The organism is Rhizobium sp. 01N48 (genome assembly GCF_056399145.1).
In genome coordinates this window covers 404,311-425,282 of sequence record NZ_JBFTQT010000003.1, presented here as the reverse complement: position 1 = coordinate 425,282, position 20,972 = coordinate 404,311, and the positions used below count along the sequence as shown (strand labels likewise).

General features: G+C 61.1%; 16 protein-coding genes and 1 tRNA gene. 8 read left to right on the top strand and 9 right to left on the bottom strand.

The annotated features are described in order from the left end of the window. Positions 1 to 18: 18 nt before the first annotated feature. The 6 genes from AC1DOG_RS08480 to AC1DOG_RS08455 form a co-directional block, all read right to left on the bottom strand. Positions 19 to 993 (bottom strand): ABC transporter permease, encoded by a 975-nt coding sequence (locus AC1DOG_RS08480; RefSeq protein WP_113196552.1) that lies wholly within the window; start codon positions 991 to 993, stop codon positions 19 to 21. Positions 994 to 1,019: 26 nt separating this feature from the next. After that, positions 1,020 to 2,573: a sugar ABC transporter ATP-binding protein gene (locus AC1DOG_RS08475; RefSeq protein WP_113009845.1), complete on the bottom strand. Its 1,554-nt coding sequence runs from the start codon at positions 2,571 to 2,573 to the stop codon at positions 1,020 to 1,022. A 117-nt stretch (positions 2,574 to 2,690) separates the two neighbouring features. Beyond that, complete coding sequence (locus tag AC1DOG_RS08470) at positions 2,691 to 3,677, bottom strand: ABC transporter substrate-binding protein (RefSeq protein ID WP_113009846.1); 987 nt, start codon at positions 3,675 to 3,677, stop codon at positions 2,691 to 2,693. Between the two features lie 350 nt (positions 3,678 to 4,027). Then, entirely contained in the window at positions 4,028 to 4,474 is a 447-nt protein-coding gene (locus AC1DOG_RS08465; RefSeq protein ID WP_112981972.1) for an RbsD/FucU family protein, read from the bottom strand. Positions 4,475 to 4,485: 11 nt separating this feature from the next. Beyond that, complete coding sequence (locus tag AC1DOG_RS08460) at positions 4,486 to 5,505, bottom strand: aldo/keto reductase (protein ID WP_477927359.1); 1,020 nt, start codon at positions 5,503 to 5,505, stop codon at positions 4,486 to 4,488. 32 nt (positions 5,506 to 5,537) lie between these two features. Then, positions 5,538 to 7,040, bottom strand: a complete 1,503-nt coding sequence (locus AC1DOG_RS08455; RefSeq protein WP_477927358.1) for a UxaA family hydrolase — start codon at positions 7,038 to 7,040, stop codon at positions 5,538 to 5,540. Between the two features lie 239 nt (positions 7,041 to 7,279). Between AC1DOG_RS08455 and AC1DOG_RS08450 the strand changes: the two genes are divergently transcribed. Further along, entirely contained in the window at positions 7,280 to 8,191 is a 912-nt protein-coding gene (locus AC1DOG_RS08450; protein WP_477927357.1) for a GntR family transcriptional regulator, read from the top strand. Between the two features lie 856 nt (positions 8,192 to 9,047). Continuing rightward, complete coding sequence (locus tag AC1DOG_RS08445) at positions 9,048 to 10,760, top strand: flagellin N-terminal helical domain-containing protein (protein WP_477927356.1); 1,713 nt, start codon at positions 9,048 to 9,050, stop codon at positions 10,758 to 10,760. Positions 10,761 to 10,911: 151 nt separating this feature from the next. Here AC1DOG_RS08445 and AC1DOG_RS08440 read toward each other — a convergent pair. After that, positions 10,912 to 10,987, bottom strand: a tRNA-Thr gene (locus AC1DOG_RS08440). A gap of 129 nt (positions 10,988 to 11,116) precedes the next feature. Next, positions 11,117 to 12,088 carry an NAD(P)H-dependent flavin oxidoreductase gene (locus tag AC1DOG_RS08435; RefSeq protein ID WP_477927355.1) on the bottom strand — a complete coding sequence of 324 codons (972 nt, stop codon included), beginning with the start codon at positions 12,086 to 12,088 and terminating at the stop codon, positions 11,117 to 11,119. Positions 12,089 to 12,334: 246 nt separating this feature from the next. Between AC1DOG_RS08435 and AC1DOG_RS08430 the strand changes: the two genes are divergently transcribed. After that, positions 12,335 to 13,522 carry a hypothetical protein gene (locus AC1DOG_RS08430; protein ID WP_477927354.1) on the top strand — a complete coding sequence of 396 codons (1,188 nt, stop codon included), beginning with the start codon at positions 12,335 to 12,337 and terminating at the stop codon, positions 13,520 to 13,522. Between the two features lie 41 nt (positions 13,523 to 13,563). Here AC1DOG_RS08430 and ppk2 read toward each other — a convergent pair whose 3' ends face one another. Further along, on the bottom strand, positions 13,564 to 14,445 hold the full coding sequence (gene ppk2 / locus AC1DOG_RS08425) for a polyphosphate kinase 2 (RefSeq protein WP_112940959.1): 882 nt from the start codon (positions 14,443 to 14,445) through the stop codon (positions 13,564 to 13,566). Positions 14,446 to 14,651: 206 nt separating this feature from the next. On the opposite strand from ppk2, the gene phoR reads away from it, so the two are divergent. The 5 genes from phoR to pstB all read left to right on the top strand — a co-directional run bounded on the left by phoR (position 14,652) and on the right by pstB (position 20,940). Continuing rightward, the gene (gene phoR, locus AC1DOG_RS08420; protein WP_477927353.1) at positions 14,652 to 15,923 is read left to right on the top strand and encodes a phosphate regulon sensor histidine kinase PhoR; all 1,272 of its coding nucleotides are present in this window, start codon (positions 14,652 to 14,654) and stop codon (positions 15,921 to 15,923) included. Positions 15,924 to 16,121: 198 nt separating this feature from the next. Beyond that, the gene (locus AC1DOG_RS08415) at positions 16,122 to 17,156 is read left to right on the top strand and encodes a substrate-binding domain-containing protein (protein ID WP_113009851.1); all 1,035 of its coding nucleotides are present in this window, start codon (positions 16,122 to 16,124) and stop codon (positions 17,154 to 17,156) included. A 153-nt stretch (positions 17,157 to 17,309) separates the two neighbouring features. Continuing rightward, positions 17,310 to 18,791 (top strand): phosphate ABC transporter permease subunit PstC, encoded by a 1,482-nt coding sequence (gene pstC, locus AC1DOG_RS08410; protein WP_477927352.1) that lies wholly within the window; start codon positions 17,310 to 17,312, stop codon positions 18,789 to 18,791. Further along, entirely contained in the window at positions 18,788 to 20,110 is a 1,323-nt protein-coding gene (gene pstA / locus AC1DOG_RS08405) for a phosphate ABC transporter permease PstA (protein ID WP_113196540.1), read from the top strand. The genes pstC and pstA overlap by 4 nt, the downstream gene beginning before the upstream one ends. Before the next feature lie 14 nt (positions 20,111 to 20,124). Then, positions 20,125 to 20,940, top strand: a complete 816-nt coding sequence (gene pstB / locus AC1DOG_RS08400) for a phosphate ABC transporter ATP-binding protein PstB (protein ID WP_018898305.1) — start codon at positions 20,125 to 20,127, stop codon at positions 20,938 to 20,940. The last annotated feature ends 32 nt before the right edge of the window (positions 20,941 to 20,972 follow it).

Sequence of the window (20,972 nt, the reverse complement as noted above, 5' to 3'; positions counted from 1 at the left end):
GGCTCCCTGTATTGGCATTTAGGAGCTGCGGCGACGGCGCAGCTGATCGAAGTAAACGATCACGATGATCAGCAGGCCGGTGATGATGCGCTGCCAGAACGAGTTGACGTTGAGCAGGTTCGCGCCGTTGTTGATCGTGGCCAGGATGAAGGCGCCGATCAGCGGACCATGCACGGAGCCGACCGCGCCGAACAGCGAGGTGCCGCCGATGACCGAGGAGGCGATCGCCTGCAGTTCCCAACCGTCCGCCTGCGTGGCGTTGCCGATGGCGATACGCGATGCAAGCAGGACGCCGACGAAGGCCGCGAAAGTTGCCGACAGGATGTAGGCCATGTAGATGATGGCATTGACCCTGACACCCGACAGGCGCGCTGCTTCGCTGTTGGAGCCGACGGCGAAAAGATACCGACCCCAGCGGCTGAGATGCAGCAGCACGTAGGATGGTATCGCCACCAATATCACCATCCAGAACAGGCTCGGTATGCCGAGGAAGTCGGCGCGCGAGAAGTTGGAGAATGCTTCGTTGGTGATGTTGATCGAGGAGCCGTTGGTGATGAGAAGTCCGAAGCCGCGCAGCGCCGTCAGGGTCGCCAGCGTGATGATGAAGGGCGGCAGCCCCATGTTCACGATGCCGAAGCCGTGGAAGGCGCCGATCGCCACTCCGAAAGCGAGCGTGATGAGGATCGCCGCCCACACGGGAACGCCGGCCTGCAAAAGCCAGGCCACGATGACACCCGCGAAGCCAACGATGGCGCCGACCGAAAGATCGATGCCGGCCGTGATGATGACGAAGGTTTCGCCAAGCGCGAGGATGGCGGTCATCGAGCCCTGGCGCAGCAGGTTGCTGATGTTGAGCGGCGTCCAGAAGCTGTTGGTGGCAAGCCCGAGCGCGACCCAGAGCGCGACCAGCAGGCCGATCAACGTCAGCCCGAACAGGATGTTCACTTTACGCCGTTGCGGTGGCGCCGGAATATCGGTGGGGGTTACTGTCATTGTCTTTCTCCCTCTTATTCTTCTGCTCAGACGCCGATCGCTTCGCTGAGTACCTGTTCGTGTGACGCTTCGCGAAACCCATGGCTGGCGACGAGATTGCCGGTGCGGAACACATGAAGTTCGTCAGCCAGCTCGTAGACCTCGGGCAAATAGGATGAGATCAGGATGATGCCGGCGCCTGATTGCAGCAAACGGGCAAAGAGCCGGTAGATTTCCGCCTTTGTGCCGACATCGACGCCGACAGTCGGCTCGTCGAAGATGAAGAGCCGAGCGCCGTGGCTCAGCCATTTGCCGATGACCACCTTCTGCTGGTTGCCGCCAGACATGGCGGAAACCAGCACTCTCCGGCTTGGCGTCTTGATCGACAGATCGCGTATCTGCTGGTCCGCATTCTTCGCTTCGTCCGCAAGGCCGATGACGGGTCCCTTGCTCAGCCGCTTGAACACAGGCAGGTTTATGTTGAGGCCGATCGGCAGGTTGAGGCAAAGGCCCTGGTCGCGCCGGCTCTCCGGCGCCAGCGCAATGCCGAGCTCCATCGCCGTTCGTTCGTTCTTGATGTTGACCTTGCGCCCCATCCAGCTGATTTCGCCGGCGGTCGTCTTCTCGCGTCCGTAGAGCCCGAGCGCGAATTCGCTGCGTCCGGCGCCGATCAGCCCGTAAAGCCCGACGATCTGGCCGGCTTTCACAGACAGCGAGATGTCCTTGAACCCCGGCCCCGAAAGGCCTCGCACGTCGACGATCGTCTCGCCGATAGCGATATTTTCCTTGTGATAGACCTGCTCGATCGAGCGGTTGATCATCAGCGCGATCAGTTCGGTTTCGTTCGTCTCGCCAATCAGGCGCGTGCCGACATGCGTTCCGTCGCGCAGCACCGATACGCGGTCGGCGAGCTCGAAAACCTCTTCCATGCGATGGCTGATATAGACGATTGTCACGCCTTCGCTCTGCAATCGACGGATCAGCTTGAAAAGCTGCGCGGATTCCTGACGCGTGAGATAAGCGGTCGGCTCGTCGAAGATGAGAAACTGGGTGCCGCGCATCGCGGCGCGCGCCGTGGCGACGAGTTGCTGCTGGCCGATCGTGAGATCGCTGAGCAGCGAGGCGGCCGGCAGGCCGAAGCCGAGATCGTCGAGAACGGTCTGCGCCATCTTGACCATCTGCTTCTTGCGCATCAGGCCGAATTTATTGACTTCGTCGCCAAGAAACAGGTTGGCAGCGACGGTCAGATGCGGGCAGAGCACGACTTCCTGGTGAACGGCGTTGATGCCGCGGACAATGGCTTCATTGGGTGTCGCAAGCGCTACCGGATGACCGCACCAGACGATCTCGCCGGCGGTTCGGTTGATCACCCCGGTCAAAAGCTTGATCAGCGTGGATTTTCCAGCGCCGTTCTCGCCCACGATTGCGTGGATTTCGCCGGCCAGAAACGTCACTGTCGCCGGCTTGAGCGCCTGTACGTAGCCGTAATTCTTCTGCAGTCCCTTCAGTTCGAGGATGGGGGTGCCTGCGGCAATGCGGCTTGCCTCTCGCAGCTTGGCACTGTCGTCATCATGGCGATGACTGATCTCTTCCAGGCTCATGGATATCTCTCCTCCTCGACAATTCGCCGTCTTTCGCCAGCCGTCCGCGTTCCCGGAGCGGATCGTACATCGGCGAAGAGAGGCCGCGCCGGATCGCTCCAGCGCGGCCTTTTCCGATTACTTCAGCTTCGGATTGAGAAGCGCGTCGATCTTCGGATCAGACATGTTCGCCTTGGTCACCAGGTTCGCGCCGGTGTCGACGTTCTGCTCGACCTTCTCGCCCTTGGACACGGCAAGCGCGGTCTTGATGCCGTCGTAACCCATGCGATACGGGTCCTGCACCACGAGGCCGGCAAGCGCGCCGTCCTTGAGGAAGCCGATGGTCTTGTCGTCGCTGTCGAAGCCGATGACCTTGACCTTGTCGCTGAGCTTGTTTTCAGCGATCGCCTGACCGACGCCTTGAGCCATGATCAGGTTCGAAGCGAACACGCCAACGATGTTCGGGTTGGCGGTGATCAGGTCGGTCATGATGTTGAGGCCGGTCGTCGCCTGACCGTCGGCGTACTTGTCGGCAACAACCTTCAGGCCCGGATACTTGGTCTTGACCTGATCCAGGAAGCCTTCGCGGCGCTGTTCGAGCGAGCCGGCGCCGGGCGCGTTGGTAATGATGACGACATCGCCCTCATCCTTGCCGGTCATTTCCTTGATCGCAGCGGCAAGACCGTCGGCAGCGATGCGGCCACCCTGGACGTTGTCGGTGGTCAGGAACGACTTGAAGGCTTTCGAGTCGGCACCGGAATCGATACCGATGATCGGAACGGACTTGGCTGCTTCGTCGATCGGCTTGCCGAGCGCCTTGAATTCGGTCGGCGAGATGACGATCGCGGCCGGTTTGCCGGCTACGGCATTCTCAAGAATGCTGATCTGGCCGTTGACGTCGGTTTCAGCCTGGGCGCCGAGTTCYGGCACCTTGACGCCGAGATCGGTGCCGGCCTTGCGGGCGCCAGCCAGAACAATCTGCCAGTAGAAGGACGTGGTGTCCTTGACGATGATAGGAATGGTCACGTCTGCCGCAAAGGACGGCATCGGCACGGCTGTTGCCATGACGGCGGCGCCCGCGAGAGCGGTAAAGGTGCGACGCGAAAGAATGGACTTCATGCGCATGTTGGTTCTCCTCCAAGTGCGTTCTTCCTCCAGGAAATCTCTCGCGAACGCGAACGAGAGACTTTTATCGATAAAAAACATTTACGAGTTCGAAGCTAGCCGAGGCCTGCCTTGTTTGCAAGACGGTGCCCGATAAGCCCTTTGGCTCTTTCCGGACCAGTCCCCCACCCGTTTACCGATGAAGCCGCCGGCACGAATGCGCCGGCAACGCCCTATTCCCAATCCCGGTGCCGCTTTCTCCAAGGCCCGATGCCCCTCCAAGACATCCGGCCTAAAAGCTCCCGAGTTCGATTTATGAAATATCGGTTCCGCGTAAATGTCAACACGGAACGTTTATTCCGTTTCTCCTCTTATCCCCAGAAGACCTCGTCCGGCAGCACAACGCCTTTCTTCAGGATGATGTTGCCATAGAGCCGAAACTCGGTGGTCGCGACGATATAGGCGGCCTTGCGCGACCGTTCGTAGAAGGCGAAACGCTCAAGCGTCGAAATGCCGAAATCGCCGGCGCGCTTGGACACAATGGTCTGAAATTCCTTGCAAACCTCGGGCACGGCGGTCGGATCGCCCACCACTTCCATGACCCAGGCCGATTCCGGCACGAATGTATCGAGCGGCATATGCGTCAGGATCGCTTCGGCCATGGTCGTGGCACTGACGCCATCGGCGCGGATCATTTCCGGGCCCATGGAAAAAGACGGAAAGTTGGCGTCGGCGATGACGATCTCGTCTCCATGGCCCATGCGCGCGATGGCGCACAACAGGTCGGGGCTGAGGACGGGATGAATTCCTTTAAGCATTCTGTTTTTCCTTAAACGCGAACAGCATCGTCGCCGAGTGGCGGCGCAACGAGGGTGAAGCTATCGAATTCCGGATAGATCGTCTCCGGCAAAATCGGTGAGACCAGGTCCATGTTGCGCGTCACGCTGGATGCCTTGCCCGTGCCGATCAGCACCGACGACACGAGCGGGTCGCGCAGTGCGAACTGCAGCGCCGGCGCGGCGAGCGATACACCATTCTTCTTGGCGACTTCTTCCATACCGCGCACCTTGGCGAGCACCTCTTCGGTCGCCGGCATATAGTCGAAATTCGACCCCGCCACTGCGCCGGTCGCCAGGATGCCGGAGTTGAAGACACCGCCGACCACAAGCGACGTCCCCTTCTTGCGGCAGAGCGGCAGCAGTTCGGCTTCGGCCGAGCGGTCGAGCAGCGTGTAGCGACCTGCCATCAGGATGCAGTCGATATCGGCATTGCGCATCACGTCGAGGCACACAGGCACCTCGTTGACGCCAAGCCCGAAGGCCTTGATCGCGCCCCATGTCTTCAGTTCTTCCAGCGCCTTGATGCCTGTGTCGAGGAACTGCTTGAGATAGACCGCGTTCTTCGCCGCGCCATGCGTATAGCCGCCGATATCGTGCACATAGAGAATGTCTATCCGGTTCAGCCCCAGCCGCGCATAGCTGAATTCGACCGAGCGCATGATGCCGTCATAGGAATAGTCGTAATCGGCATCAAACGAGAGCGGATCGACATAAGAGTAGTCCGGCACGGTTCCCGTCGGCACCGGGCGCAGCAGCCGCCCGACCTTGGTGGAGAGTACCCATTCACTTTCCGGCTTGCCGCGCAGGAAATCGCCGACATGGCGTTCGCCGAGCCCCAGGCCATACCAGGGCGCGACGTCGAAATAGCGCATGCCGCTATCCCATGCCGCGTCGAGCGTTTGCATTGCCTGTTCGCGCGGGCAGGCGCGGTAGAGGCCGCCAAGGGCTGCTGCGCCGAAGCTCACTTCGGTCACCTCAAGCTCGGTCCGGCCGATCCTCCTCGTCTTCATCATTCCTCCCTGAAGACTGTCGATATTATTGATTAAAGCGTTGCTCCGAGATGCCAAGGCACGAATTCGTTATCGCCGTAGCCGAACTCTTCGCTCTTGGTCTTCTTGCCCGATGCCGTATCGATGATCAGGTCGAAGATCTCGCGCCCCTTGCCAGAGATCGTCGCATCGCCGCTGGCGATCGTGCCGCAGTCGATGTCCATGTCCTCTTCCATCGAGGCATAGAGCGCCGAATTGCTGGAGAGCTTGATCGACGGCGCCGGGCGACAGCCGAAGCAGCTACCGCGGCCGGTGGTAAAGGCGATCATGTTGGCTCCACCAGCGACCTGGCCGGTGGCCGAGACGGGGTCGTAGCCTGGTGTGTCCATGAAGACGAGGCCGGGTGCGGTCACCCGTTCGGCATAACCATAAACCGCCGTCAGCGGCGAACGTCCGCCCTTGGCCACAGCACCCAGCGACTTTTCCAGAATGGTCGTCAGCCCGCCGCGCTTGTTGCCGGGGGAGGGGTTGTTGTCGAGCGAGGCGCCGTGCATCGCCACATACTTCTCCCACCAGACGATCTTCTCGTCGAGCTTGCGGGCGACCTCTTCGCTGACCGCGCGGCTGCGCAGCAAGTGCTCGGCGCCGTAGATCTCGGAGGTCTCCGACAGGATCGCCGTGCCGCCGGCCGCTGCCAGAAGATCGGCCGCGACACCCAGCGCCGGGTTGGCGGTGATGCCCGAGAAGCCGTCGGAACCGCCGCACTGCATGCCGATGATGATATCGCTGATCGGCAGCGGCACGCGCCGCTCGCGCCCGACATCGTCGGCGATTTCCTTCAGCATGCCCATGGCGCGCTCGACGGCGCGGCGCGATCCGCCGGCATCCTGGATATTAAAATGGCGCTTGGAATTGCCGGCCCCGCTCTGGCCGTAGAGCGTCAGCTGGTTGACCTCGCAGCCGAGCCCGATCATCAGGACGCCGCCGAAATTCACATGCCTGGTATAGCCGGCAAGTGTCCGGTGCAGAACGGCCATGCCGTCGCCCGTCGAGCTCATGCCGCAGCCCTGGTCATGCACGATCGGCACGAAACCGTCGATGCCCTCGTAATGCGGCAGGATGGTGCGGTTGGCCTGGTCGGCGATGGCGCGACAGACCGTGGTGGAACAGTTCACGCTGGCGATGATGCCGATATAGTTGCGCGTCGCCGAGCGTCCGTCGGCACGCTTGTAGCCCATGAAGGTGCGCGCGCGGTCGGCCGCACTTGCTTCTTCCGGCGCCGAATTGGCGGTGGCGGCCAGGCGGTCGTTTTCGAAATGCAGGTTCTGGCTATGGATATGCTGGCCGGCCTTGACGTCGGATGTCGTGCGCCCGATCGCCTGCCCGTACTTAACGACCGGCTGCCCGAGTGCGATGTCTGTCAGCGCGATCTTGTGGCCGGGGTCGATCTTCTCCACGGTTGTTATCCCCGCCACTATCTCGCCGGCGGCGATCGGGGCCGTGGCCACCGCGACATTGTCGCCTGATGACAGGATAATCCAAGGGTCTTTCTTCAACGATCTTCTCCCTAGGGAAACACTCGCTGCATCGGCGAATGCGCATTGCTTTTGTTTTTTATCTACAATAAACATTTTCAAGTCAACGGGATTATTGATCCTGTGGACGAGGGAGGCAAACAGCCGCGGACGATCCAAAATAAGATAAGGATCGCCGAGAGATAAGCTCCTGCCACGCGCCGGCGCCCGCCATTCGCGGGCTTTCGCCGTGTGCCGCAGGGCAACAAGGCGGGGTGTGCATGGCGCGGCAAAACACGGTCTTCAAGGAAGCGTATAATCGCTATGTCGCGGTTCTGCGCGCCGATGAGACCCTGCCGTCCGAGCCCGATATCGCCGCCAAGCTCGGCATCAGCCGCAGCACCGCCCGCGCCATCCTGACCCGGCTCGACGAAGAAGGCATCATCAGCTGGAACAAGCGCCAGAAGGTGGTGTTGCGCACGCCGACTGAGGCCGATCTATTTCCCTCGGAAGAGACCGATTCCCTGCACAACATCATCGAGCGCAGCTTCATGCAGCGCATTCTTTCCGATGATGCGGCCCCCGGCACGCAGATCAACGAGCTGGAGCTCGCCCGCGACATCGGCACCGGCACAACCAGCGTGCGCGAATTTCTGATCCGCTTCTCGCGCTTCGGGCTGATCGAGAAGCGGCCGAACAGCCACTGGATATTGAAGGGTTTCACCCGCGAGTTCGCGCTGGAGCTCGCCGAAGTGCGCGAGATGTTCGAGCTCCACTCCGCCGCCGAATTCGGCCGGCTGCCTGCCGATAACGAAGCCTGGCGCGCTCTCGCGGAGATCAAGGCCGAGCACCACGCCCTGCTCGATGATCTCGACGGCCGCTATAAGGAATTCTCAGCCCTCGACGAGCGCTTCCATTTGCTGATCCACGGTGCAGCGAAGAACCGCTTCATCGCCGATTTCTACGACGCCATCGCCATTGTCTTCCACTATCACTACCAGTGGAACAAGGCCTTCGCCCGCCAGCGCAACGAGCGCGCCATCCACGAACACCTGGATTATATCGCAGCCCTTGAAGCAGGCGATTCCGCCGCGATCGACGCCGCCTGCAGGGTGCACCTGCGTTCCGCGCGCCAGACCTTGCTGCAATCCCTGCCGCAGACGGCGGCCGACGGGGAAGCGCCCGCGAAGTAATGCCGAATGGCATCGTATGGGCGAAAAAAAGCCCGCTCAAGGCGGGCCAGGTCTCGCGAACTCAATACAATCGATAACGCAATACCAACGAGACAACTTAACCTAACATCCCGCGCTGCGCCTTGCACTTCGCTCATTCGGATGAGTTTCGCAGGCTGGCATCAGGCAATGGGAGCAGGCGCCGCTTACCGCGCCGCGTATCTTCGGCAGACCGAAGCAGGCTCGATCGCAAACGGCTTAGCGCCGGGGAAAATCATTCCATCCGGAAGCACGCGCCTTCGCGAACACGATCTGCGCCTCACGCCCCAGAAAGAGCAGGCCGAAGATGCCTATGATCGTCAGGATATCCCACATGTGCGCTCTCCCCAATTGCGTTGCGGGCCGTGCCTCAGACCCCTCATGACACGGCCCGCCCAATCCAAACGCGACCGCCATCACGTTTCAGGACGATCGCACTCATATGCGACATCAATGCGTCGCGGTATCGCGAATTCTGGGGATGTGGCCGTTTGGCGCATCACTTTACGGTGCGCGTGCAAGGGCAAATCGTGAGCGCGAACGGTGTTGGCGTCGGCAATATTTCTCGGTCGGCCCATTCTTGGCGTCAGGTCAAGTTCTCGAGTTTTCTGACCGGAAATATCTGGGAACGTCTTGAAAACTACTTGGCGAGGCGACGTCCGCGAATTTTTAAGCGGGAGCAACAAGAACAACTCCCAAGTTGTGCCATTTTCATAAGATTTAGCTAATGGCATCCACACTTTGTTAACTGCGAATTTCTTAGTTTGGCACCCATAGGCTGTAAGAATCAGTCATAGCTCTTCGTTTTAATTCAAGGTTTTATTTATCTGGATCTCCGATGACCTCCCTTTTGACGAATACCTCGGCACTTGCAGCACTACAGACGCTAAGCTCTCTCAACTCAGGACTGCAGGAAACCCAGGGCCGGATATCGTCGGGTCTACGTGTGGAAGCGGCTTCCGATAATGCCGCCTACTGGTCCATCGCGACGACGATGCGATCCGACAGCAAGGCGGTTTCGGCCGTCTCGGACGCTCTCGGAATGGCGTCCGCCAAAGTCGATACAGCCTACGCCGGCACCGACTCGATCGTCGATGTCCTGACCGAATACAAGGCAAAGCTCGTTGCCGCGACTGAAGACGGTGTCGACAAGGCGAAGATCCAGGATGAACTGAAGCAGCTCAATCTGCAGGTCGAAAGCATCGTGGCTTCGTCGAGCTTCAATGGTGTCAACTGGCTGACGACGAATGCTCCGACGCATCTCATGGTCACCGATGATCTTACCACCTCTGTCATGTCGTCGTTCGTCCGCTCGGATGACGGTTCGGTTAAGGTGGAAACGGAAAGCGTAAACCTCAAGCTCAGCAGCATGCTAAACACCGGCGGCGGCGGCATCCTGCAAAAGGAACTTGACGGTGTTGGCAATATCGGCGGCTTCCGCGGCACGGGTATCAATTCCGTCGCCCATGAGGGCCATGAGAACCGTGATTTCACCGGCCCGGCCACTTTCGGTGCATCCGATTACATCGACTTTGATATTGTGGTCGACGCCGGAGACTATTCCGCCGGCGAGACCTTTACCGCGCTCAGGATCGACAAGAGCGTGATCGACACTGCTTTGGGCACGACCGACGGCAAGATCGGCAACGCTTCCGACATGCGCAAGGTGCTCAACCAGGTCTTTGCCGATAACGGCGTTCCTGCGACCGCCAACGAGACGCTTTTCTCCGGCTGGCTGACGTCGAACCAGTTCGAGATCGGTTCGCTCGAGACCTCGGGTCATCCTGGTTCCAGCATCGACATCACCGGCGTTACATCGGATTTCGGCGGCGTCTATCCAACCGGCTTTGCGCTGGGCCTGGAAAAAGCGCCGCTCAGCAATCACGACAACATGTATCCCGAAGCCCACATGACGTTCGGCCGGTCGTTCACCGTCTCCGAGAAAGCGTCCATCACCTTTGACGTGCAGGTTGGCCCCAACCCGCTGCAGACCTATAGGATCGACCGGACAACGGTCGATGCCGCGCTTGGCACCAGCGATGGCTATGTCGGCAACGCCACGGACCTAGCCGCTGTCATCGCATTCGCCTCGGCGGGCAGCGATTTGGTGATCACGCCATCCGGCGACACAATCACCTTTTCGGCCGATCGGACCCTCTATCCGGAAGCGGGCAATCGCGCCGCCCGCGTCAGCGTCGGCAACGTGCAGTCTGATCCGCCCTGGACGCTTGAGTTCGACCTCGACGAGGTCGATGTCACCGGCTCCGCCTTCGGTGTCGATGAGTATCTCACCGGCGTCGAGTACATGCTGAAGCGATCGATCGAAAGCGCCAGCACGCTCGGATCGCTGCAGACGCGTATCGACGGGCAGACGGCCTTCGCAGCCAAGCTCATGGACAGCCTCGACAGCGGTGTCGGCCGTCTGGTCGATGCCGACATGGAGCAGGAATCCTCCAGGCTCGCGGCCCAGCAAACCCAGCAGCAACTCGCCATCCAGGCGCTGTCGATCGCCAACTCCGCGCCGAGCGGCATCATGAGCCTGTTCCGGTAATCGAAGTCGAGTGTGTCCGGCTGAGGGGAGCGCCCTCAGCCGCTACCGGTTTGGGCAGCATCGAGCGGTCATCGTCTTAGGCGTCGGCCACGCTATCGTTGCGCGCGAAAGCCGGCGAAATGTCGAAACTCTGAGAAATCTGAAGAAAAAATGGTGCCGCTTGCAGGACTCGAACCTGCGACCCCATCATTACGAATGATGTGCTCTACCACCTGAGCTAAAGCGGCAATCCGGCGGGTGATTTGTGTTCGGCCCGCGATTTGCATGGCGCTGATACAAGCATTGTCGGAAGATTTCAAGCGCCCTGTCACGTCTTTGGCAAAAAAGAACGCGGCTGTGGAAATATCCCCGCGCCGTCAAACCGGCGAGGGGAGTGCCAGTCGGTCGCGCGCCGCGCCATATTCCTTTTTCATTCGGTCCACGAGTGCCTCGACGGGCTCGACGGCCTTGATGGCGCCGATGCCCTGGCCGCTGCCCCATATGTCCTTCCAGGCCTTGGCGCCGCCAACGGCCTGTTCGAAATCCATCTTCGAGACGTCGGCGGCCGGCAGGTTGTCGGGGTCGAGGCCGACGGCTTTGACTGAAGGTTTCAAGTAGTTGCCGGCGACGCCGGTGAAATAGTTGGAATAGACGATATCGCTCGACGCGCCGTCCACGATCGCCTGCTTGTAGGCGTCGGAGGCGCGCGCCTCGTCGGTCGCGATAAAGGGGCTGCCGATATAGGCCATGTCGGCGCCCATCGCCTGCGCGGCCAGGATCGCGCCGCCATTGGCGATCGCGCCGGCAAGCAGAAGCGGGCCGTCGAACCATTCGCGGATTTCTTGCACCAGCGCAAACGGCGACAACGTGCCGGCATGGCCGCCGGCGCCCGCCGCCACCGCGATCAACCCGTCGGCGCCCTTGCGGATGGCCGAATTGGCGTGGCGGTTGTTGATCACGTCATGCAGCACGATGCCGCCATAGGAATGCACGGCGGCGTTTACCTCCGGCACGGCGCCGAGCGAGGAGATGACGATCGGCACCTTGTATTTGACGCAGAGCATCAGGTCGTGCTCCAGCCGCTTGTTCGACGTATGGACGATCTGGTTGACGGCGAAGGGTGCGGCCGGCCTGCCCGGATTGGCGGCGTCGTGCGCTGCCAGTTCCTCGGTCATCATCGCAAGCCATTCGTCGAGCTGGCTTTCCGGCCGCGCATTGAGCGCCGGGAATGCGCCGATGACGCCCGCCTTGCACTGCGCCAGCGTCAGCGCCGGGTGCGAAATGATGAACAGCGGAGAGGCCACCACGGGCAGTCTGAGGTTTCGCGTCAGGATCGAGGGCAGGGCCATGGGTCACCGTGAAGAATTGACGTTTACGAAAACGTCAATGTGATAGCAGAGAGTTTTCGCCAGGAAAAGACCGTGTCGCGGTTCCGCCAACATCGCTTGCTCTATAAAAAGGCCTGCCTTTCGGTATTATCCCCTATTGAACGGGCGCCGTCGGCGGCCTCAGCCTTGCGGTTTACGGCATCAGCCGCTACCGCAGTTGCATATTGTTAAGCATATGACGCCTGTCATCAGCACGAAGGACCGGACGTGAGCGGATTAGAAACGGCTATCAGAACGGCGCTAGACAATGCCGATCGCGACAATCCCGAAGTCCGAGCCAAGATCTATCAATCCGCGCGCCAGGCGCTGGAAGCCGGCCTGCGCAAGCAGGACGTGACGGATACCAACGCGATCGCCCATCATCGCCATCGCCTGGAAACGACGATCCACATGATCGAGGGCGAGGAGCGGCAGCGCCTTCATCCGCGCCAAGGGCCGCCCGAGGTGCCGGTGCCGCCCGTGGTCGATATCCCGCCACCCCCGCCGCCTCGCGCGCCTGACGATTTCGACAGCCCCACCATCGGCGGGGAAACACGCGCGCCCGCGCCTGACGTCATGGTCGCCGACAATCGCTATGAAGAGGACTCTGGTCTCGGCGGCCTGCATGCCGGCGATGCCGATCATCTGGCGGCTGCACCCGAACCCTTCGTGGCCGAGAAAAAGCCGGCCAACATGGATTTCCGGCCCGAGCGCGCCGTCGCCCGTCGCAAGCCGCGCAAGTTCTTCTCGCGCCTGCTCGTCTGGTGCGTCCTCCTCGCCTTCATCGGCATGGGCGCCTGGTGGGCGCACACATCAGGCCTGCTGATGACGGCGGCCGAGCGCGATACCAGCGTCGCCAATCCGCCCGCCACCACCGCGCCGGAGGATTTCAACGGCGCGAGTGACAATCATAATGCAGAGAGCGACGCCAGCCAGGCGCCGGTCATCGATCCGCAGAATTCCTTCTCCGCCGCATGGCTCGAAATCTTCAAGCCGTCGGATGCCAACAAGATCGTCAAGGGTCCGCAGTCGCGCGTCGAGAGCATTGCCGAAAACGATGGTCCGGCCGTGCGCCTCACCTCGCAAAGCGCCGGCGCCGATGGCAATGTCGGCATCACCGTTCCGCCGGATATTCTGCAGCAGCTCGCCGGCAAGTCCTCGACCATCGCGGTCACTTTGCAATCGACCTCCGATGAGCCGACGCAGATCACCGTCGAATGCGATTTCCAGTCGCTCGGCGATTGCGCCCGCCACCGCTTCACGGTCAACCGCGAAAAGTCGGACGTTCTCTTGCAGGTCCGCTTCGATCGCTCGCTCGCGCCGACCTCGGCCGGCACGCTTTTGATCAACAGCGACGTGGACGGCAAGGCGAGGGGCATCAACCTCTACGCCGTGCGTATCCTGCCCGGCCAATAAGGCGGTCGGGCAGCCCGCTCAGTTAGTATGCTTTGCCGCAGTCACTTCAGGAACTTCGGCCCCTGGCCGATGATCTTGTCGTCGAGCTTGCCGATAGCGTCCTTGTCCTTGCCGTCATAATCGATCGTCTTCAGTATGTGACGGATGAGGTTCAGGCGGGCGCGGCGTTTGTCGTTGGCGTGAACGACGGTCCAGGGCGCGAATTCCGTGTGCGTTTCCTTCAGCATCCGGTCGCGCTTTTCGCTGTAATCGTCCCACTTGGTCAGCGCCGCGATATCCATCGACGACAGCTTCCACACTTTCCTCGGATCATGGCGGCGGTCGTGAAAGCGCTTGAGCTGCATCTCGCGGCCGATATCCAGATAGAATTTGAAGAAGAAGATGCCCTCGTGGCTGATCACCTTCTCGATCTGCGGCGCCTGCGCGAGAAAATCCTCATATTGTTTCGGCGTGCAGAAGCCCATGATCGGCTCGACGCCAGCGCGGTTGTACCAGGAGCGGTCGAAGAGCACGAACTCGCCCGCCGTCGGAAACTGCGCGATGTAGCGCTGGAAATACCATTGCCCGGCCTCGCGGTCGGTGGGCTTCGTCAGCGCCACTACGCGCGCGAGGCGAGGGTTCATGTGCGCGGAAGAGGCGGAAATCGCGCCGCCCTTGCCCGCCGCGTCGCGGCCCTCGAACAGCGCCATCACGCGCTTGCCGGTCGCCTGCAGCCAGAACTGTACCTTCACCAGCTCGATCTGAAGCGCCTTGAGCTCTTCGAGATACTCTTCTTCCTTGAGCTTCTTGTTGTAAGGGAAGTCGCCCGATTTCAGCGCCTCCTCGTCCACCCAGTCGGGCAGCACCGGATCGTCCACGTCGAAAACGCGCTTCTTGCCCTTGATATCCAGTTCGACTGCTCTGCTTTCGACATCTTCCGACATGGCGATCCTCCTCGGTATGTGCGTAGCTGCCAAGGCGAACATATTTCCTTTTGAAAATCAAACCTCTCGTCATCGGTAAAAATTATGTGCGCAGTCGGGGTGCATTGTCGGTTTGCTGGCGGCATCGGTAAACTTCTGTCATGAAAGAGCGCTATCAGGCGAAGTTTGATAGCCAACGAAGAACGAATCGACGTCGCGAGGGGCACTTGGAACAGCAAACGCCATGGACGGCCAAACTGGCGGCAAAGCTCCGTCGGGAGAGCTTCGTGCTTCTCGTCGCGCTGGCGATTGCCTTCATCGCGGTGACCGCCGGCATGAACGGCTGGGGCGTGCTCGGCCTGCTGGCGATCATGCTGCTTGCCATCATGTGCTCGTCCGAGCCGCGCCCCCGGGTCGCCACGGCCCCGCCGGCGTCCGAGGTCGAGGAGCCGGCCGCGCGCAGTCTTCTGCCCGAGGTGTCGGCGACGCTTTCGGCGCTCGACATTCCGGTCATGGTGTTGGCCGGCGATGCCTCCGTGCTGTTCCAGAACCGCGCCGCTGAAAAGGCCTTCGGAGAGATGGTCATCGGCGCGCATATCTCGGCGCGGCTTCGCTCGCCCGGTATTCTCGATATGGTCCGCGAAACCATCGTCACCAATGCGCCGAACCAGATCGAGCACTCCGAACGGCTCCCGTCGGAGCGCGTCTATATTGTCCGCAGCTCGCCGGTCGAGCTTGGCGGCGTCGGCGGTGCAAACCATGGCGCAAGCGAGCGACTTTTCGTTCTGTCCTTCCGCGACATATCGGAAGTTCGCCGCATCGATCGCATGCGCTCGGATTTCGTGGCCAACGCCAGCCACGAGCTGCGCACGCCGCTCGCCTCGCTGCGCGGCTTCATCGAAACCATCCAGGGGCCGGCGAAAAGCGATTTCAAGGCGCAGGAACGCTTCCTCGGCATCATGTTCGATCAGACCACGCGCATGAGCCGGCTGGTCGACGACCTCTTGTCCCTGTCACGCCTGGAACTGAAGTCGCATATCGCGCCGGATGAGAAGGTGGATCTCGTGCCGCTGCTCGGCCATGTCCGGGATGCGCTTCTGCCGCTGGCCAACGATGTCGGCGTCGATATCCAGTTGCACCTGCCGGAAGGGCGGGCCGAGGTGGCGGGTGATCGCGACGAACTCGTGCAGGTGTTTGAAAACCTGATCGAAAACGCCTGCAAATATGGCCAGGAAGGCAAGGTCGTCGAGGTCTTCCTGAAGAACGGCCCCAGCGGACCTGTCGAGGTTACCGTCGTCGACAAGGGGCCGGGTATCCCGGCCGAACACGTACCACGCCTGACGGAGCGCTTCTATCGCGTCAGCATTGAGGATAGCCGCTCCAAGAAGGGCACGGGCCTCGGGCTTGCCATCGTCAAGCACATCCTCACGCGCCACCGCGCCCGCCTGATCGTCAAGTCCGAGGTCGGCAAGGGAACGAGCTTTACCGTCCGGTTTTGACATAAAAGGCCGTCCGGTCTTTGTGGGTCATGATTTTATCTATGTATTTCAATTGCATAGACTGTCATAAATGTTTCACTGAACTGACATAAAAGCTCTTGTCATCAGAGGCTAAAGAATGCGTGCCGCTGACAGAGACGGCACCGTCAAAGGGCCGTTCAGGCCCCACCCAGACAGTTATAAGCCCGGGAGACTATTATGAACGCTTTTAAACTCACGGTCGCTGCACTTGCTGCTTCCGCCGCTTTCGCAGGCGCGGCTGTTGCTCGCGACCAGGTCCAGGTCAGTGGTTCGTCCACCGTTCTGCCTTACGCCAAGATCGTTGCCGAAACTTTCGGCGAAACCTTCAAGGACTTCAAGACGCCGGTCGTTGAATCCGGTGGCACCGGCGCTGGCCTCAAGGAATTCTGCAAGGGCGTAGGCCCTGACACGATCGACGTTGCCAACGCTTCGCGTCCGATCAACGCCAAGGAACTGGAAGCCTGCAAGACCGCCGGCGTTACCGACATCCAGGAAGTCAAGATCGGCTACGACGGCATCGTCTTCGCAACCGACTCGTCCAACCCTGACGTCGCTTACGAGCCGGCCGACCTCTACAAGGCTCTCGCTGCTCAGGTTGTTGTCGACGGCAAGCTCGTCGCAAACCCCTACAAGAAGTGGTCTGAAGTCAACTCGAAGCTCCCGGCTGTTGATATCGCTGCCTACATCCCCGGCGAAAAGCACGGCACCCGCGAAGTGTTCGAGCTGAACGTTCTCGCTGCTGGCTGCAAGGATAGCGGCGCTCTCGACGTGATCTCCAAGGAAATCGCTGACAAGGCTGCTCAGAGCAAGGCTTGCGTTGCAGTTCGTAAGGACGGTGCTGCAGTCGACATCGACGGCGACTATCCGGAAACGCTGGCACGCATCGCTGCCAACAAGACCGGTGTTGGCGTATTCGGCCTTTCCTTCTACGAAAACAACGCTGACAAGCTGAAGGTCGCTACCGTCAAGGGTATCGTTCCGAGCCCGGAAACGATCGCTGACGGCACCTACCCGGTTTCCCGTCCGCTGTTCTTCTACGTGAAGAAGGCTCACCTGGGCGTTATCCCGGGCCTGAAGGAATACGTAAACTTCTTCGTATCCGACCAGATGGTTGGCCCTGACAGCCCGCTCGTCGAGTACGGTCTGGTTGCTGCTCCGGACGCTGAGCGCGAAGCGACCCGCAAGGCAGTCGAAGACGGCAAGACCATGTAATAAACTTTGCCGGCGCGATCCAAAGGGTCGCGCCGGCATCGCCTTTGTCCGCTCTAAGGGAGCGGTGAAGCTGAACTACTCCATGATTGGAAGCCGAAATGGCCGAAGCGCCGTTTCGCTCTTGGGGGCCGAGGGCCTGGGGGACCTTAACGAATGAGTACATCCGTCTTACTCTTGTGCCTCGTTGTGCTTGGCGCGGTTGCCTTTGTGGCAGCACGCAGCCGCGCGACGGCGCTTGCCGGAGGTAAATCCTCGGCACTGCACTCCCGGCCTGGCTACTACGGTGCCTATGCCGCAATCTGGGCTATCCTGCCTGCGCTCATCGTTCTGTGCGCCTGGCTTGCGATCAGCCCCTCCATTATCGAATCCTCCGTTCGCGGCGGCTTTCCCGAAGACGTCAAGGCTCAGTCTGCGGCTCAGCAGAACCTGAACTACGGCATGGTCAGCGCCATCGCCCGCGGTTTGCCTCAGCTCGCGAGCGAAGACGTTGCCGCAGGCGTCGGCGATCCCGCCGGTCTCCAGGCCAAGCTCGCCGCCAAGGGCGTTCCGCTCGCCGGCGTTCCGCAGCCTTACATGATCGAAGGCGCTCAGAAGCTGAACACCGAGAGCGGCATCAGCCGCTTGATCATGACGCTGGTCGTTCTCGCGCTCGGCGTTGCCGGTGGCTTCTATGCCCTGCGCGAAGTCGCTCCCCGTTTCCGGGCCCGCAACCGCGTTGAACGCGTCATGCTCTGGGGGCTGCTGCTCGCATCCTCCATCGCGATCCTGACCACTGTCGGCATCGTCATGTCGATGCTGACGGAAGCAGCCCACTTCTTCGCTGAAGTTCCGGCCGCCGACTTCTTCTTCGGCACCGTCTGGGATCCGCGCTTTGCCGGCGCCGGCAGCTCGTCCTTCGGCCAGTTCGGTCTGATCCCGCTGCTGCTCGGCACGCTCTACATCGGCCTCGTTGCCATGCTGGTCGCTGTTCCGGTCGGTCTCTTCGCGGCCATCTACATGGCGGAATACGCGGCTCCCAAGGTTCGCGGTATCGCCAAGCCGCTGCTCGAAGTGCTGGCCGGTATCCCGACCATCGTCTACGGCTTCTTCGCCCTCATCACCGTCGGCCCCTTCCTGCGCGACCTCTCGTCCCAGGTGAACGGCCTTCTGACCGGCGACTACAGCAACTTCATCCAGGCACAGAGCGTTCTGACCGCCGGTATCGTCATGGGCATCATGCTGATCCCATACGTCTCCTCGCTGTCTGACGACATCATCACCGCCGTGCCGCGCGCCCTGCGTGACGGTTCCCTCGGCCTCGGCGCCACGCGTTCGGAAACGATCAAGAAGGTCGTTCTCCCCGCCGCCCTGCCAGGTATCGTCGGCGCTCTCCTGATGACCGCCTCGCGCGCCATCGGCGAGACCATGATCGTCGTGCTTGCGGCCGGTGTTGCAGCCCGCATTCAGATCAACCCATTCGAGCCGATGACGACGGTGACGGTCAAGATCGTCAACCAGCTGACGGGTGACCTTGAGTTCACCTCGCCGCAGACGCTGGTTGCCTTCGCGCTTGGCATCACGCTGTTCTTCATCACGCTTTGCCTTAACATCTACGCGCTCTTCATTGTGCGCAAATACCGGGAGCAGTACGAATGACGGACGTTGTTTCCTCCGGACAGGGCGTCGTCGTCTCCAAGGCGCCGGCCCGCCGCGACATCGGCATCAAGCGTCGCTACGCCGCCGAACGCCGCTTCCAGGCCTATGGCATCGCTGCCATCTCCTTCGGTCTGATCTTCCTGGCCATCCTGCTCACGACGGTTATCCGTCAGGGCTACACGGCCTTCGCGCAGACCTCGATCACCCTGCCGATCGAGTTCTCCGAAAAGGTGCTCGACCCCAACAACAAGCGCGCCACCGACCCGTCGGTGCTGATCGCCGCCAACTATCCGGTGCTCATCCGCGACGCCATGGTCAAGACGCTCGGCATCAATGCTGAGAGCCGTCCGGAAACGCGTGATGCCACCGCGATGATCTCCAAGGGTGCACCGATCGTGCTTCGCGACATGGTCGTCGCCGACCCGTCGCTCATCGGCAAGACGGTCAACGTCACGCTTCTCGCCGACGCCAACGTCGACTCGGCCAACAAGGGCCAGATCGACCTGACGGTTGACGAGAAGAACCGCAAGGTCAACGACCGCCAGGTCGGCTGGATGCAGCAGATGGCCGCCAGCGGCACGCTCCACAAGGAGTTCAACACCGGCCTCTTCGTCAACGGCAACTCCAGCCGTCCGGAAGCCGCAGGTCTCGGCGTCGCCCTCATCGGCTCGCTTTACCTGATGCTGATCGTTCTTGCCCTGTCGCTGCCGATCGGTGTCGCCGCTTCGATCTATCTCGAAGAGTTCGCGCCGAAGAACAAGCTGACCGACCTGATCGAGGTCAACATCAACAACCTCGCGGCCGTTCCCTCGATCGTCTACGGTCTGCTCGGTCTCGCCGTCTTCATCAACTTCGCAGGCCTGCCGCGCTCCGCGTCGCTGGTCGGCGGTCTGGTGCTGACGCTGATGACGCTGCCGACCATCATCATCGCCACCCGCGCAGCCCTGCGCGCCGTGCCCCCTTCGATCCGCGCAGCCGCTCTCGGCCTCGGCGCTTCGAAGATGCAGATGGTGTTCCACCACGTCCTGCCGCTGGCAATGCCTGGCATCCTGACCGGCACCATCATCGGTCTGGCGCACGCGCTCGGTGAAACCGCGCCGTTGCTCCTGATCGGCATGGTCGCCTTCGTTGCCAATGCGCCTGCCACCCCGATGGATCCCTCCACGGCTCTGCCGGTGCAGGTTTACATGTGGGCAAACGAAGCCGAACGCGCCTTTGTCGAGCGCACGTCCGGCGCCATCATCGTCCTGCTCCTGTTCCTGATCGTCATGAACCTCGGAGCCATTCTCTTGCGTCGTCGCTTTGAGCGCCGCTGGTAAACGGAGTAAACATCATGAACATGTTGACGGAAGCAGCAGTTGAGAAGGCGCTAGACCAGAAGATGAATACCATTCCGTATAAAATGATCGGCCAGGACGTCTCGGTTTACTACGGCGAGAAGCGTGCGCTTTTCGACGTGAAGCTGAACATCCGCGAAAACACCGTGACGGCTCTCATCGGTCCATCGGGCTGCGGCAAGTCCACCTTCCTGCGCAGCCTGAACCGCATGAACGACACGATCGACAACTGCCGCGTTACCGGCAAGATCACGCTTGATGGCGATGATATCTACGATCCGGATATCGACGTCGTCGAACTGCGCGCCCGCGTCGGCATGGTGTTCCAGAAGCCGAACCCGTTCCCGAAGTCGATCTACGAAAACGTCGCCTACGGCCCGCGCATCCACGGTCTCGCCAAGGCGAAGGCCGACATGGACGTCATCGTCGAGCAGAGCCTGCAGCGCGCCGGCCTGTGGAACGAGGTCAAGGACCGCGTGCATGAAGGCGGCACCGGCCTCTCGGGTGGTCAGCAGCAGCGTCTGTGCATCGCCCGCGCGATTGCCGTCAGCCCCGAAGTCATCCTGATGGACGAGCCCTGCTCGGCGCTTGACCCGATCGCGACCGCCAAGGTCGAGGAGCTCATCCACGAGCTGCGCGAAGCCTACACGATCGTCATCGTCACGCACTCGATGCAGCAGGCAGCCCGCGTTTCGCAGCGCACCGCCATGTTCCACCTCGGCAACCTCGTCGAGGAGAACGATACCGACAAGATGTTCACCAACCCGGATGATCCGCGCACCCAGGATTACATCATGGGCCGCTTCGGTTGATCTCCGAAACCGGTAAACCTCAGGACATTCAA

Bases quoted from the DNA above. Each gene is read 5' to 3' on its own strand.
- AC1DOG_RS08480 (WP_113196552.1), bottom strand. From the start codon at position 993: ATGACAGTAACCCCCACCGATATTCCGGCGCCACCGCAACGGCGTAAA.
- AC1DOG_RS08475 (WP_113009845.1), bottom strand. From the start codon at position 2,573: ATGAGCCTGGAAGAGATCAGTCATCGCCATGATGACGACAGTGCCAAG.
- AC1DOG_RS08465 (WP_112981972.1), bottom strand. From the start codon at position 4,474: ATGCTTAAAGGAATTCATCCCGTCCTCAGCCCCGACCTGTTGTGCGCC.
- AC1DOG_RS08460 (WP_477927359.1), bottom strand. From the start codon at position 5,505: ATGAAGACGAGGAGGATCGGCCGGACCGAGCTTGAGGTGACCGAAGTG.
- AC1DOG_RS08450 (WP_477927357.1), top strand. From the start codon at position 7,280: ATGGCGCGGCAAAACACGGTCTTCAAGGAAGCGTATAATCGCTATGTC.
- AC1DOG_RS08445 (WP_477927356.1), top strand. From the start codon at position 9,048: ATGACCTCCCTTTTGACGAATACCTCGGCACTTGCAGCACTACAGACG.
- AC1DOG_RS08435 (WP_477927355.1), bottom strand. From the start codon at position 12,088: ATGGCCCTGCCCTCGATCCTGACGCGAAACCTCAGACTGCCCGTGGTG.
- ppk2 (WP_112940959.1), bottom strand. From the start codon at position 14,445: ATGTCGGAAGATGTCGAAAGCAGAGCAGTCGAACTGGATATCAAGGGC.
- AC1DOG_RS08415 (WP_113009851.1), top strand. From the start codon at position 16,122: ATGAACGCTTTTAAACTCACGGTCGCTGCACTTGCTGCTTCCGCCGCT.
- pstC (WP_477927352.1), top strand. From the start codon at position 17,310: ATGAGTACATCCGTCTTACTCTTGTGCCTCGTTGTGCTTGGCGCGGTT.
- pstA (WP_113196540.1), top strand. From the start codon at position 18,788: ATGACGGACGTTGTTTCCTCCGGACAGGGCGTCGTCGTCTCCAAGGCG.
- pstB (WP_018898305.1), top strand. From the start codon at position 20,125: ATGAACATGTTGACGGAAGCAGCAGTTGAGAAGGCGCTAGACCAGAAG.